This is a genomic window from Bacillus cereus group sp. MYBK101-2 (genome assembly GCF_051918845.1).
Lineage (GTDB): Bacteria > Bacillota > Bacilli > Bacillales > Bacillaceae_G > Bacillus_A > Bacillus_A paranthracis.
Genome location: NZ_JBQAIE010000003.1, coordinates 135330 through 147792 on the forward strand (window position 1 = coordinate 135330; position 12463 = coordinate 147792).

The following is a 12463-nucleotide window of genomic DNA, read 5'->3' on the forward strand; positions in this document are numbered from 1 at the left end:
TATTTATTTTTAATCCCCAAAATAGAGCTAGCATTATGCTGGTTCTATTTTTTTGCCACATTCCTGTAACAAAGCCCCTGTATATTCGGTGGTGGAGGTGCAGAAGATGAAAAAAATGATAGCGATATGTCTTCTTACAACGATGTCATTTTCGACTTTAGTCGGGTGTGATGTAAAAGATAGCAATACTGTTCAAGAGTCTAAAATAAAGAAAGCAACGTATAAAGAATTTACTTATGATGTCAATCCAGAGACTTTCACGTTAACTGTAGAACATGATGGTGTAAAGGAACAGGCGTCACAGCCCTTGCCGAAAATGAAGGTGTCGAATGTAAAAAAAGATAAGGATCGTACATCTTGGGAATATCCAGATCAAAAAGTAAAAGTGAGTCTAGAGAAGAAAAAAGATCACTTAAATATTGAAGTAGAATCGACTGGTGCAGAAAGCTTTACTTGGCCGAAAGTACAAGCTGAAAATTATACACTTCCGTTATGGGAAGGGAAGCAAATTCCGAGTAATGATGAAAATTGGAAGAAGTTTTTAAAGGATGATGCATATTCATTTGCTGAATCATTTTCTATGAAGTTTTTCGCGTTAAATGGTTCTAACTATTCGATTGTATATATTGCGAACAATATGTTTAATAATGAATTAAAATTTCATTCGGATCCGAAAATAGGATTTGATTTTACACATGAATTCCCGCGTATAAATAAAAGTAAAACATATGGATTTCAATTATATGTGACAAATAATGATGCAGTCAGTATTGCTAAACTGTATAAGGATAATATTGCTGGAAAAGGTGAATTTAAAACATTAAAAGAAAAGGCTAGAAAAAATAAAGAGATAGAAAAGCTTTACGGTGCGGCTCATTTTTATTTTTGGAATCAAAATGGTTTGTCTGACAGTAATGTAAATTGGCCGAAGATAAGAGAGCAAATAAATAGTCCTGTATTTAGCCATATAAAAGAACTTATCCAAAAGAATAGTTCGGAGTCTGGGGAATTGAATGTATTAGATCAAGTAAGTAAACAAGATTTCATTGATAAGTATCAAAAAAATGTTATTTTACGTTATATAAACGAAGTGTTATCAATGAAAGAATTTTATAAAGATGATATTTTTCAAAACGTTAATCAGGAAGCTAGTGTGCTATTAAAGAAAGGTGTAGGTCACTTAACGAATACAGAATTGTATAGCTTAAATAAGCATTTATTAAAGTCGCTACTTGGTGATGCGGTTGAAGAGGTAAGTAAATGGGGTAATGCAGATGGAACGGACATACTAAAGGAAATGAAAGAGGCAGGAATAGAAAAAGCGTGGATTGGTCTGCCAAACTGGGAACAAGGATTTATGCAACCTAATTTCGTGACAGAAGCTAAGGAAATGGGGTATTTAGTTGGTCCGTATGACTCGTATCATTCCATTCACAAAAAAAGTGATAAAAATTGGAACACAGCATCCTTTAATGACCCATCATTATACGAAGAGGCTACTGTAACGAAGAAAAATGGAGAAAAGGTGCAAGGGTTTTTAGGTAGAGGGCGAAAATTAAATCCAACTTTATCTCTGCCTAGTGTAAAAGAACGCATGAATGATATATTACAAAATGGTCCTAAATATAATTCATGGTTTATTGATTGTGATGCGACAGGTGAAATTTACGATGACTATTCAGCGAAACATATAACGACACAAGAGCAAGATTTAAAAGCACGTTTAAAACGAATGGACTACATTGCGCAAGAAAAGGGTATGGTCGTTGGTTCTGAAGGCGGAAATGATTTTGCTAGTAGTACGATTGCATTTGCTCATGGTATTGAAACGCCTGTAATTAAATGGGACGATGAAGATATGAGGAAAAACAAAACAAGTCCGTATTATGTAGGCGGATATTGGTCACCGAATCAAAATGTTCCAGAAAAATATGCAAAACAAGTACCGTTAAAAGAAGAGTATAAACAAGTGTATTTAAATTCTGTATATTCAGTACCGTTATATAAATTAGTATACAATGATTCTATAATTACAACGCATCACTGGGAATGGGGAAGCTTGAAAGTAAAAGATGAGGTCGGAAACCGTATGCTATACGAATTATTGTATAACGTTCCTCCGTTGTACCATTTAGATGAAGTAGAGTGGAATAAGCATAAACAAGAAATTACGCAGCACCTGAAAGTTTGGAATGAAGTTCATGAAAAGGCAGTAAAAGAAGAAATGACGAACTTTGCATATTTGTCAGAAGATAAGTTAGTACAATCAGCTTCGTATGGAAAAAACATTGAAATTATTGTGAATTTCTCAAATGAAGAGATAGAAACACAAAAGACGAAAATAAAAGCAAAATCAGCTTTCATTATTAATAATGGAAAGCAAACTATGTATACACCAAACTAATAAAATTATAATATATGAATTTAAAAAACAATTTTATATAAATAGTGACTTGCCAAAAATAAGCACGAGAGTATAATGTGAAATGGAGTACATATTGGATTTGCGCAGTAACCTTACAAAATTGTAAGGTAATTGAAAGGAAATTCAATATGAAGGTTAATAGACTTGCATTATAATTGGGAAAGAGAAAGAGAGGCGAATGGATATGAGCTCTGAATTAGAACAGAATACGAGAAGCAGTAAAAAACGTTCTAAAAGAAAGTCAATAAAATGGTTCATTTTAATTCCGTTTTTCCTACTTATTTTTGGTGGAGTAGGATATGGATCGTTAATATATAATAAAGCAAAAGCAGTAGTAAGTGATGCATATGCACAAATTGATAAATCATCGAAGCGTGATAAAGAAGTTGAACCTTTAAAGGATAACATTTCAATTCTAATCATGGGTGTTGATGGTAGTGAAATGAGAAAAAGTCAATACGGAGAAGCTGTTCGAACAGATGCACTTTTATTAGCAACAATTAATAAAGATGATAAATCAGTTAAATTAGTAAGTATTCCGCGTGATTCACGTGTATATATTCCATCTAGAAAGAAATTAGATAAAATTACACATGCACACGTATTTGGTGGTGTTGAAAGTACACGCGATACAGTGGAAAGATTTTTAAATGTTCCTGTTGATTATTATGTGAAGTTTAACTTTGAATCATTCGTACAAATTGTCGATTCACTTGGTGGTATTGATATTGATGTACCAGTTACTTTCACTGAACAAGATAGTAAAGACCAAGCAGGTATGATTCATTTAGAGAAAGGCTACCAACATTTAAATGGAGAACAGGCACTTGCGCTTGCAAGAACGCGTAAAATTGACAGTGATGCAATGCGTGGTCAAAGACAACAACTTGTAATTGAAGCAATTGCTAAAAAAGCGATGTCTGTTCAATCTATTAGCAAAATGGGCTCTTTACTTGATGCGGTTGATAAAAATATGAAAACGAACTTAACTTTCGATGATATGCTTGCTATTACGAAAAATATGGCAGGATCTAATTTGGAAATGGAAAAAATGCAAGTGGAAGGTACGGATAAACGTATCGGAGGCATTTATTATTACATTCCAAATGAAAAAAATGTGAAAGATATTTCGGAAAAATTAAATGAACATTTAGGTGTAACACCAAAGCCAGTTCGAAATGAATAATAAAAAAGATTGGCCTTTGCCAATCTTTTTTTATCGAGATGGATTTGTAACTTTTCTGTAACGATTTTTTATACTTAAATCATTTCAATTTATATAAACAAAAGGTGCAATTATACGATATACTAGAGGGGACGATTTGGCAATTAACTCCTAATGCTGAAGAGAAGCAAATGCAATTCATCAAAACTATAGAACGAATTGCATTAATAGGAGATCGAAATAGGCTAAAGCAAATTTTCTTGAATATTGTTCAAAATGCCATTAAATATTCACATAAAAATGGTAAAGTATATATTGAAGCGACTAAAAGTGAGGGACAAGCAGTGATAGAGGTGAAAGACGAAGGTATGGAAATTGCTAAAGAGCATTTACCATATATAGAACAGTCATTTTACCAGATTAATAATCATGCTACAGGTGCGGGTCTTGGTTTAGCCATCGTAAAAAAATGGTGGAGCTTCATGGAGGTACAATAAATATTATAAGTAAAGAAGGAATAGGAACGACCATTTTGATAAAACTCCCATTATAATACATATAAAATCTGTTTATATAGTGTAATAAAATAAATAGATGTATAATTATATTGGGTGATTTATATATAAGATTAATAGGGAGAGGAATTCGATAGAATGGAAAAAGTTTTTAAAATTAAACGAGTAGTATTCGTTTTAATAGCGATTGCAGCAGTAGCTATTGGGTATTTCATGTTTCAATCCATTACTTCACCAGCAAAGGCTGTTGCAAAACAAGAAAATGTAGTACAACTCGCAAGTGAACAACCGAAAGTAGAAATGAATAAAACGGCACCAAGTCGTTTTAATGGTAAGGAAAGAAAAGTTGCTTATCTTACATTTGATGATGGGCCAGGGAAATATACGGCTGAATTATTAAATACGTTAAAACAACATGATGCGAAGGCGACATTCTTTTTAATTGGAGCGAATGTAAAAGAGTTTCCAGATTTAGTGAAACGTGAAAATGCAGAAGGTCATTATGTAGGAATGCATAGTATGACGCATAATTTTGCAAAGTTATATAAAAATGGCGAGTATGTAAATGAGATGAAAGAAGATCAAAGCTTAATCGCCAATATTATTGGGAAATCACCTAAATTAACACGTCCACCATACGGTTCAATGCCTGGATTAAATGAAAGTCTTCGAAATAAAGTGGTAGAGGGCGGCTTTAAAGTGTGGGATTGGACAATTGATTCATTAGATTGGAAATATAATAAAATGCAAGTTGATGCAGCTGCAGCACAAATTGCTCAAAATGTATTAACAAATGCAACAAAACCACAAGAAGTCATTTTAATGCATGATATTCATCCGCAATCAGTTGCTGCTGTGCCAGCAATTTTAAAAGGGTTAAAAGAAAAGGGTTATGAGTTTGAAGCTTATCATGAAGAGAGTCACTTCCCAGTGAATTTCTGGCATGATAACCGTATGTAATGGAGGAATGAACGTTGAAGTATGGAAAAGTAGCAGTAGTTGGAGCACTATCAGTAGGACTATTAACAGGTTGTTTCGGTGAAAAACCAGAAGAAAACCTATATACAGCTTTTGAAACAGCGGCGACACAAGAGAAATCATTAGTTGATGAAGCGAAGAAATTAGAGAAGTTAGAGAAGGAAGGCCAAGAACTATATTCTCAAATTTTACAAGAAGGTAAAGATCATAATGACGCTGTTATGAAGAAAATAGAGCAGGCTACTGCCAATGTAGATAATCGTGAAAAAGCTTTGAAAAATGAGAAAGAAATGCTAGAAAAAGCTCAGAAAGAAACGAAATCTGTTCAAGGAAATATAGAGAAGCTTGAAGATAAAAAGTTACAAAAACAAGCGAAAGCAGTAGAAGAGTCGTATAAAAATCGTTATGATGCATTCCAAAAGATGAATGAAAATTATACGAAGGCGTTAGCGACCGAAAAAGAATTGTATGAAAAATTAAAAGTAAAAGAAACGAAATTAAAAGAGATTGGTGAAAAAGTTAAGGCTGTTAATGAATTAACTATGGAAGCACAAAAATCAAAAGAGCAATTTAACAATTTTACAAAAGAGTATAATGACAGTAAATTAGCATTCTACAAAAATGCAGAGATTAAGATTAAAGATAAGAAATAAAGAAGAGTTTTAAGAGTAATAAAAAGCCGGAGAAACATCGTCACAAATGTTTTTTCGGTTTTTTATGTTAAATGAATAGAAAAGACTGGAATTGATATCATAAAAGAGTTATAGTGAATTATTCCAAGGGAAACATTGTAAAGTAAGGAGACTGGAAATATGTCATATGAATTTTTACTCAAATTAGGTTTAGCACTCTTTTTAGGATTATTCATCGGGATAGATAGGCAGCTAAAGAATAAACCACTTGGTGTGAAAACAAGTATGGTTATTTCTGTAGCAAGTTGTTTAATTACGATGGTTTCAATTGAATCTGTACATGTATATTCTGTTCCAGGGCATACAAATATGGATCCCATGCGTTTAGCTGCTCAAATTGTGAGTGGAATTGGTTTTCTTGGAGCAGGTGTTATTTTAAGAAGAAGTAATGACGTTATTTCTGGATTAACGACCGCCTCTATGGTGTGGGCTGCTTCAGCTTTAGGTATTGCGATTGGAGCAGGATTTTATTTACAAGCGACGGTTGCTATGATTTTAATTATTTTAGCAATTAATGTACTTCCGCAACTTGTGAAAATTGCAGGACCATATTCATTAAGACAAAAGGACTTGTCTATTAAAATTACTGTAAAAGAGCATCATGAGTTAGATGGTATATTTAAGCAGATTAAAAATTTAGGAATGCATGTAAAACGCGTGAAGATTAAAGATATAGATAGTGGAGCATTTCAGCAATTAGAGATGGTTATTTTAGCTCCAGAAGATTTATATACAACTGAGCTATATAGTTCACTAAAAGAGATAGATCGTGTTGTTTCAGTTGAAGTGGAAAGTAGATAATTGTAAGAAAAAAGAGTGAAGTTGAAGTGAATTCACTCTTTTTTTGTTTGGATTTTTAAGGAAGTAAATTGATATAATGATGAGTAAGCAAGGGGGGAGAAATGATGGAAATACATATTAGAAGAGCGATAAGAGATGATATACCATGTATAGCAAAGGTCCACGCTGATAGTTGGAAAACGACATATAAAGGCATATTCCCTAACGAGATTTTAGAAAATATAACATATGAGCAACGGGAAAAACAATGGGAAAATATTTTTCAAAAAGAATGTAATCATCAATTTAGATTTGTAGCAGAGACGTTAAATGGAGAAATAGTTGGATTCATCGATGGAGGAGCAGAAAGAACTGGTACATATAATTGCGAGGGAGAATTATATGCGATTTACCTTTTACAAGAGTATCAAGGAATGAAAATAGGACAAAAGTTATTTCAAGCTTTCTTATCGGATTGTAAAAACAATGATATGCAATCACTTTTAGTATGGGTTGTTACGAATAATCCTTCTAAAAAGTTTTATGAAAAGTTTAATCCAGAAAAAATTGATACAAAATTTTTAGAAAGATTACAGGTGGAAGAGACAGCGTATTGTTGGAAAGATATTAATAATATTATTATGTAAAGTGTATGTTTGAAAGAGGTATACCAATTAAAGTATACCTTTTTTGTTTCACTCGAATGGTTTGGACATAATGCGAAAGATATATGAAAAGAAGAAATGAAAGTACTAACAAATAGAAATTTAGAAGTAGTAACTTCTTAGTATAAAATGATGTAAGAGTCTCTCATTGTAGAGACTCTTTTTTAAAAATATAAATAACCAAAAATTACCATGTATTTAAATTAAAATTTAACACAATTTATATATAAATAAGGAGGTGATTGGTAATGGCTAGAAATCGTAATTCTAATCAATTAGCATCACATGGAGCACAAGCGGCTTTAGATCAAATGAAATATGAAATTGCACAAGAGTTTGGTGTACAACTTGGCGCTGATACTTCTTCACGTGCAAACGGTTCTGTAGGCGGTGAAATTACAAAACGCCTTGTAGCGATGGCAGAACAACAACTTGGTGGCGGATATACTCGCTAATTGTAGAAGGTTATAGGAGAAAGGAAGGATTCTTCCTTTCTTTTTTTTTCAATTAATTGGTATGGATATATTGTGAACTGGATTCAAAGAATAGGAATAATACTATATTTTCCCCAATTTCTTTTGTTGTGAATGGAAAGTAGTAAAAATGTAATAGCCCTGGTGGAATGAAAAGTTACGTTCCAGCAGGGCTATTATATGGTAAGAAATATATGATGAAAGGTTTCGAAGCCAACATGTTAAAAAAAGAAAACTGTTGTTTGATTGCGCTTGCATCAGTTCCACTTGTTATGACATTAGGGAATTCAATGCTCATTCCAATTCTGCCGACTATTGAAAAGAAATTACATATTTCATCGTTTCAAGTATCCATGATTATTACCATTTATTCTATCGTAGCGATTCTACTTATACCGATTGCTGGTTATTTATCAGATAGATGGGGACGAAAGATGGTAATGGTTCCGAGTTTGCTGATTGCGGCTATAGGAGGAGCGATAACTGGTTGGGTATCTTGGAAAGTTGATAATCCCTACACTTGGATATTAATCGGTAGAGCGATTCAAGGTATTGGTGCTGCTGGTGCGATGCCAGTTGTTATACCGTGTGTTGGTGATTTATACAAAGATGAAAAGCAAGTTAGCACAGGTTTAGGAATCATCGAAACATCCAATACGTTTGGGAAAGTGTTGAGCCCTATTTTAGGGTCTGCTCTGGCTGCCATTGTATGGTTCTTGCCGTTTTGGGCGATTCCAGTTTTATGCGTAGTATCAATTGTTTTATTACTTGTTCTAGTAAAGGCAAAGAAACAAGAAGGAGAAGTACCGCCACTTAAAGAGTTTATCAAATCTATTCTCGCTACGTTTCGAGAAAAGGGAAGATGGTTGATTGCCATTTTTGCATTAGGTGCAATTATTATGCTTATTTTATTCGGAATTCTCTTTTATCTGTCGACTATACTGGAATCAAAGTATGACATTCATGGTATATGGAAAGGGTGTGTACTTGCGATTCCGTTACTTGTACTGTCACTTAGTTCATATATGGCTGGCAAAAAAATTGGAGATAATCAAAATGTGATGAAGAAGTGTATTTATATTGGTTTTTTAATGGCTGCTGCATCAGTTATCATTCCTTTATTTATAAAAGGGATTTATTTACTACTTCTTTGTCTCGTTATTATGGGGATAGGAATTGGTATGGCACTCCCATGTTTAGATGCTCTTATTACACAAGGGATTGAAAAGGAGCAAAGGGGGACGGTTACGTCATTTTATAGTTCTATGCGATTTATCGGTGTAGCAGCTGGACCACCTCTATATTCTTTTTTCATGAAAGGTGCTGACCATGAAGTGTTTTATGTAACAAGTATATGCGCTGTTATCGGTGCTGTTATAGCGATCATTTGGATTAAACCAGCAAAAGATGCAAAGAACGTAAAACAGAAACCGGAACCTACTTCATAATTTGAAAGAGAATTGCATGATGTTTTCAGTAACATGCAATTCTCTTTCGTTCATTAAGAATAAATAACTTGTTTTAACATATAAAGCGCGACACCCCATATGATGAGACCAGAAAATTTATTTAATAACACGATTGTCTTTCCGGTTGAGTCCATTCTTTTTAGAAATTTCCCCGCGAAAGCTAAGCTTATAAACCAAATCCACGAAACGATAATAGTTGCAAGTGTGAAAGCCCATTTTTCACTTCCTATGTATTGAATAGAATTTGTTCCGATTACACCGATTGTATCTAAAATTGCATGTGGATTTAATAACGAAACCGATGCAGCAAAAAGGATTTGCTTTTTTAATGGCATGCTGTTTTCTTGTTTTATATCGTTGGAAGGGTTACTTCTCCAAATAACAAAGCCCATATATAGGAGAAAGAAAAATCCAATTATATATAACGAGTTAGTTAGCCAAGAAAAAGTAAGGAGTACAAGGGAAACACCTTGCACCGCAATCAATATGAGTAACGTATCACATATTGAGGCAGTTAATACGACAGGGGCTGTCCTCCAAATGTTTGGTTGGCTCGCACCTTGATTAAAGACGAAAACATTTTGGACGCCTAATGGAATAATAAGACCAAATGCAAGAATGATACCATGAATAATTGCCTCACTCATCATATTACCTCCTATTTAAATTTATTATGATAGTGTATATTGTATAGAAGAAATGAAAATTTGTATCCATAAGAGGAGAATATAATGAAACAATATGTAATTTGTCAAATTATCAATGGAAAAAAATATTTAGCTGCTTATGCGGAGACGAAGCAGGAAGCAATTGAAAAAGCAGAATTGTTAGGATTACGAACGGGAACTCGATACACCGTTATTACTGCAGAGGAAGCAGAAGGGTTAACTTATCCTTAAACAACGTATAATAATGATGCAGAAAGTAAATAAGCTTAGTAATATATTATATTACTAGGCTTATTTTTTTGAAAGCGTTACGTGTTCTCGTATAAAAGATAATAATATTATGAGTCAAGTTGGCGGAAATAACGATTTGATTTTCGATCCTGATTTCCGTTTCTATAGTTATCAATATATTGTCTGAAGTTCCACGATTGTAAAAACTTATTTGCGGCGTTATAACCAGAATTGTATAGCCACTCTTTTTCTTCCATTGTTAACTCAAAGTTTGTACTAGTAATGGACCCTGTTGGGATTGTAATTGTTCTTGCTTTTGATTCCTTGTCTAAATGACGTAAATCATGGGCTTGCATCATTGTTTTAAAAAGTCCTTTGAACATGGAGATAGGCTCGTTGTAGTGGGCTGGGTCAGCTTGAATCTCATCTTTTACGAAATGAAACCCAAAAGTCGGCCAGCGGGGAGAAGTAGGAGAGTCGAAAATCCAAATTGGATAATTGCTTAAAATTCCTCCATCAACCATATAACAAGGTTGCTTCCATTTAGGGGTTCTCCATTTTACGGGCTCAAAGAAGAAGGGGATTGTACTACTCATTCTTACAGCTTTAGCAATAGAAAAGCGATAATTTAAAAATCCGTAGTTTGGTAAGTCATCGGGAAAGATAACCATTTTACCATTACTTATATCAGAAGCAATAATTTTAAGCTTATTTAAATCAGGTAAATCTGTAAATAAGTGAACTCCTTTTTTTCGCAGTAATTCTTCAATCCATTCTTCTATAAAAATATTAGAGTAAATACCAAGACTAGTCCATGCGCTTAATCCTTTGCCGATAAATGGAATTCTGTCAATAAAGGTTTTCTTCGTAAATTTATTATAATCAATGTCAGTTATAATCGTTTTTAACTCTGAGCAAGAATATCCTGCTGCTAGGAGCGCAGCGATAATGGAACCAGCTGATGTTCCAGCTACACGCTCCCATTCATAGCCTTTTTCAGCTAACGCGCAAATTGCCCCTACATGCGCAATTCCGCGTACACCGCCTCCTTCAAAAACACCATCAATCTTCATCCATCATACTTCCTTTCACATAAAATATTTGAAAATGGCAAAAAAGCACGTATTGTACGTGCTTTTTTACAATAGTTTTTAAATTTACTAGCAGCCTACAAAGCCGCCCCAACAGCTAGCTCCAATGATGATTAGAAGGATAAATAAAACGATTAATAAAGCGAAGCCTCCATAACCACATCCACCACAACTACCGCCGTAACCGTAACCGCCGCAACTATATCCGTAACCCATGTGGAATTCCTCCTTAAATTAAAAATAAAAATGAACGAGGGGAAAATGTACTGGAAGAAATAATGAACTATCGTGTTTGTAGGAACAATGTATACTATGCTTTTTTAAACTTGTTCGCGTATGAAGGAAGAGCCCGTTTTTTTGGAGGCTTGTTGTTTTTATAAAGAATGGAGTATAATTTTTGTGCGATGATACAAATAAGTATGTAAATATAAGGAGAATGTATGAATAAACAAATTGAAGTATTAATTGATAAATATGGGCTGACGCATTTAAAAGAGGAACTTATGAATACTGTATTTCCTTGTATAAGAGTTGTGCCAAAGCAGGAGGAAACAGTAGCGATAGGTAGTTCGAAAATGGGAGGGGTTCCTGACTTGCCATTTACATTTGAATATCCAACGCATAAAGGAAATACGTTACAGTTTATTGCACAATTTAATTTAAAGGATTTACAAAATGTTGGTATGGATCATAATCTTCCTAAGACAGGGATGTTATATTTCTTTAGCGTTGAAAATTACTTTGAAGCAGATGTGAATCCAACCGAAGCGGGACGTGTACTTTATTATGATGTTCCTGTTGAGCAATTACGGAGAGCGGATGAATTGCAAACGAATTATAACCAGTGTACAACTACTTTTGAACTGACATATAAATTGCCAGAGCTTTTCATTGAAGATGAGAATGATTCAGATCGTTTCTTACAATTACTTGAAGAGCTAATCCCAGATAACTACGATAACCATCAAATATTTGGTGAGCCATTTTCTGTACAAGATGAGGTATTGTACGAAACTGGACAGTATATGGAAATAGACCCGCAGCAAATGACGCTTTTATTCCAAATTGACTCAGATACTAAAAATTGTAATATGATGTGGGGAGATTTAGGGATGCTTTATTTCTGCATTGGAAATGAAGACTTGAAAAATCGACGTTTTGAAAATGCATGTTGTGTATTACAAACTTGTTAATGAAGAAGGTTGTTCTTATAAAAAGAACAGCCTTTTTACAATGTTAAATATGCATAATCTCATATGACCTATACGAAAAAGTATTGTATACTCTGAAACTATACGATACTTTTTCGTA

The 12463-nt window shown here is 33.7% G+C and carries 13 protein-coding genes and 1 pseudogene; 11 read left to right on the forward strand and 3 right to left on the reverse strand.

What is annotated here, in order from left to right; genetic code table 11:
- Window positions 1-106: 106 nt before the first annotated feature.
- The 9 genes and pseudogenes from ACTFSI_RS09880 to ACTFSI_RS09920 all read left to right on the forward strand — a co-directional run bounded on the left by ACTFSI_RS09880 (window position 107) and on the right by ACTFSI_RS09920 (window position 9141).
- A complete protein-coding gene (locus ACTFSI_RS09880; RefSeq protein WP_440045368.1) occupies window positions 107-2404 on the forward strand; it encodes a glycoside hydrolase in 2298 nt (765 codons plus the stop codon).
- A gap of 205 nt (window positions 2405-2609) precedes the next feature.
- Window positions 2610-3611, forward strand: coding sequence for an LCP family protein (locus tag ACTFSI_RS09885; protein ID WP_014481635.1), 1002 nt, complete (start codon window positions 2610-2612; stop codon window positions 3609-3611).
- Window positions 3612-3679: 68 nt separating this feature from the next.
- Window positions 3680-4143 (forward strand): annotated as a pseudogene (locus ACTFSI_RS09890) (sensor histidine kinase); the annotation flags it as partial.
- 100 nt (window positions 4144-4243) lie between these two features.
- A complete protein-coding gene (locus ACTFSI_RS09895) occupies window positions 4244-5065 on the forward strand; it encodes a peptidoglycan-N-acetylglucosamine deacetylase (protein ID WP_000416558.1) in 822 nt (273 codons plus the stop codon).
- A gap of 14 nt (window positions 5066-5079) precedes the next feature.
- Window positions 5080-5736 carry a YkyA family protein gene (locus ACTFSI_RS09900; protein WP_138322133.1) on the forward strand — a complete coding sequence of 219 codons (657 nt, stop codon included), beginning with the start codon at window positions 5080-5082 and terminating at the stop codon, window positions 5734-5736.
- A 159-nt stretch (window positions 5737-5895) separates the two neighbouring features.
- Window positions 5896-6576, forward strand: coding sequence for an MgtC/SapB family protein (locus ACTFSI_RS09905; RefSeq protein ID WP_000119508.1), 681 nt, complete (start codon window positions 5896-5898; stop codon window positions 6574-6576).
- Window positions 6577-6677: 101 nt separating this feature from the next.
- Complete coding sequence (locus ACTFSI_RS09910; RefSeq protein ID WP_044790732.1) at window positions 6678-7202, forward strand: GNAT family N-acetyltransferase; 525 nt, start codon at window positions 6678-6680, stop codon at window positions 7200-7202.
- A gap of 266 nt (window positions 7203-7468) precedes the next feature.
- On the forward strand, window positions 7469-7675 hold the full coding sequence (locus tag ACTFSI_RS09915) for an alpha/beta-type small acid-soluble spore protein (RefSeq protein ID WP_000113545.1): 207 nt from the start codon (window positions 7469-7471) through the stop codon (window positions 7673-7675).
- A gap of 236 nt (window positions 7676-7911) precedes the next feature.
- A complete protein-coding gene (locus ACTFSI_RS09920) occupies window positions 7912-9141 on the forward strand; it encodes an MFS transporter (protein WP_044790788.1) in 1230 nt (409 codons plus the stop codon).
- A gap of 53 nt (window positions 9142-9194) precedes the next feature.
- Here the strand turns inward: ACTFSI_RS09920 and ACTFSI_RS09925 are convergent, their stop codons facing one another.
- Window positions 9195-9809: a LysE/ArgO family amino acid transporter gene (locus tag ACTFSI_RS09925; RefSeq protein WP_044790733.1), complete on the reverse strand. Its 615-nt coding sequence runs from the start codon at window positions 9807-9809 to the stop codon at window positions 9195-9197.
- A gap of 84 nt (window positions 9810-9893) precedes the next feature.
- Between ACTFSI_RS09925 and ACTFSI_RS09930 the strand changes: the two genes are divergently transcribed.
- Window positions 9894-10061: a DUF3933 family protein gene (locus ACTFSI_RS09930; protein ID WP_000816386.1), complete on the forward strand. Its 168-nt coding sequence runs from the start codon at window positions 9894-9896 to the stop codon at window positions 10059-10061.
- Window positions 10062-10168: 107 nt separating this feature from the next.
- Here ACTFSI_RS09930 and ACTFSI_RS09935 read toward each other — a convergent pair whose 3' ends face one another.
- Window positions 10169-11134 (reverse strand): patatin-like phospholipase family protein, encoded by a 966-nt coding sequence (locus ACTFSI_RS09935; RefSeq protein WP_044790734.1) that lies wholly within the window; start codon window positions 11132-11134, stop codon window positions 10169-10171.
- A gap of 87 nt (window positions 11135-11221) precedes the next feature.
- The gene (locus ACTFSI_RS09940) at window positions 11222-11368 is read right to left on the reverse strand and encodes a YjcZ family sporulation protein (protein ID WP_000540425.1); all 147 of its coding nucleotides are present in this window, start codon (window positions 11366-11368) and stop codon (window positions 11222-11224) included.
- Between the two features lie 224 nt (window positions 11369-11592).
- On the opposite strand from ACTFSI_RS09940, the gene ACTFSI_RS09945 reads away from it, so the two are divergent.
- Window positions 11593-12345, forward strand: a complete 753-nt coding sequence (locus ACTFSI_RS09945) for a YwqG family protein (RefSeq protein ID WP_138322132.1) — start codon at window positions 11593-11595, stop codon at window positions 12343-12345.
- Window positions 12346-12463: the final 118 nt, after the last annotated feature.

Bases quoted from the DNA above. Each gene is read 5' to 3' on its own strand.
- ACTFSI_RS09925 (WP_044790733.1), bottom strand. From the start codon at position 9,809: ATGAGTGAGGCAATTATTCATGGTATCATTCTTGCATTTGGTCTTATT.
- ACTFSI_RS09910 (WP_044790732.1), top strand. From the start codon at position 6,678: ATGATGGAAATACATATTAGAAGAGCGATAAGAGATGATATACCATGT.
- ACTFSI_RS09935 (WP_044790734.1), bottom strand. From the start codon at position 11,134: ATGAAGATTGATGGTGTTTTTGAAGGAGGCGGTGTACGCGGAATTGCG.
- ACTFSI_RS09920 (WP_044790788.1), top strand. From the start codon at position 7,912: ATGTTAAAAAAAGAAAACTGTTGTTTGATTGCGCTTGCATCAGTTCCA.
- ACTFSI_RS09880 (WP_440045368.1), top strand. From the start codon at position 107: ATGAAAAAAATGATAGCGATATGTCTTCTTACAACGATGTCATTTTCG.
- ACTFSI_RS09905 (WP_000119508.1), top strand. From the start codon at position 5,896: ATGTCATATGAATTTTTACTCAAATTAGGTTTAGCACTCTTTTTAGGA.
- ACTFSI_RS09915 (WP_000113545.1), top strand. From the start codon at position 7,469: ATGGCTAGAAATCGTAATTCTAATCAATTAGCATCACATGGAGCACAA.
- ACTFSI_RS09930 (WP_000816386.1), top strand. From the start codon at position 9,894: ATGAAACAATATGTAATTTGTCAAATTATCAATGGAAAAAAATATTTA.
- ACTFSI_RS09895 (WP_000416558.1), top strand. From the start codon at position 4,244: ATGGAAAAAGTTTTTAAAATTAAACGAGTAGTATTCGTTTTAATAGCG.
- ACTFSI_RS09885 (WP_014481635.1), top strand. From the start codon at position 2,610: ATGAGCTCTGAATTAGAACAGAATACGAGAAGCAGTAAAAAACGTTCT.
- ACTFSI_RS09940 (WP_000540425.1), bottom strand. From the start codon at position 11,368: ATGGGTTACGGATATAGTTGCGGCGGTTACGGTTACGGCGGTAGTTGT.
- ACTFSI_RS09945 (WP_138322132.1), top strand. From the start codon at position 11,593: ATGAATAAACAAATTGAAGTATTAATTGATAAATATGGGCTGACGCAT.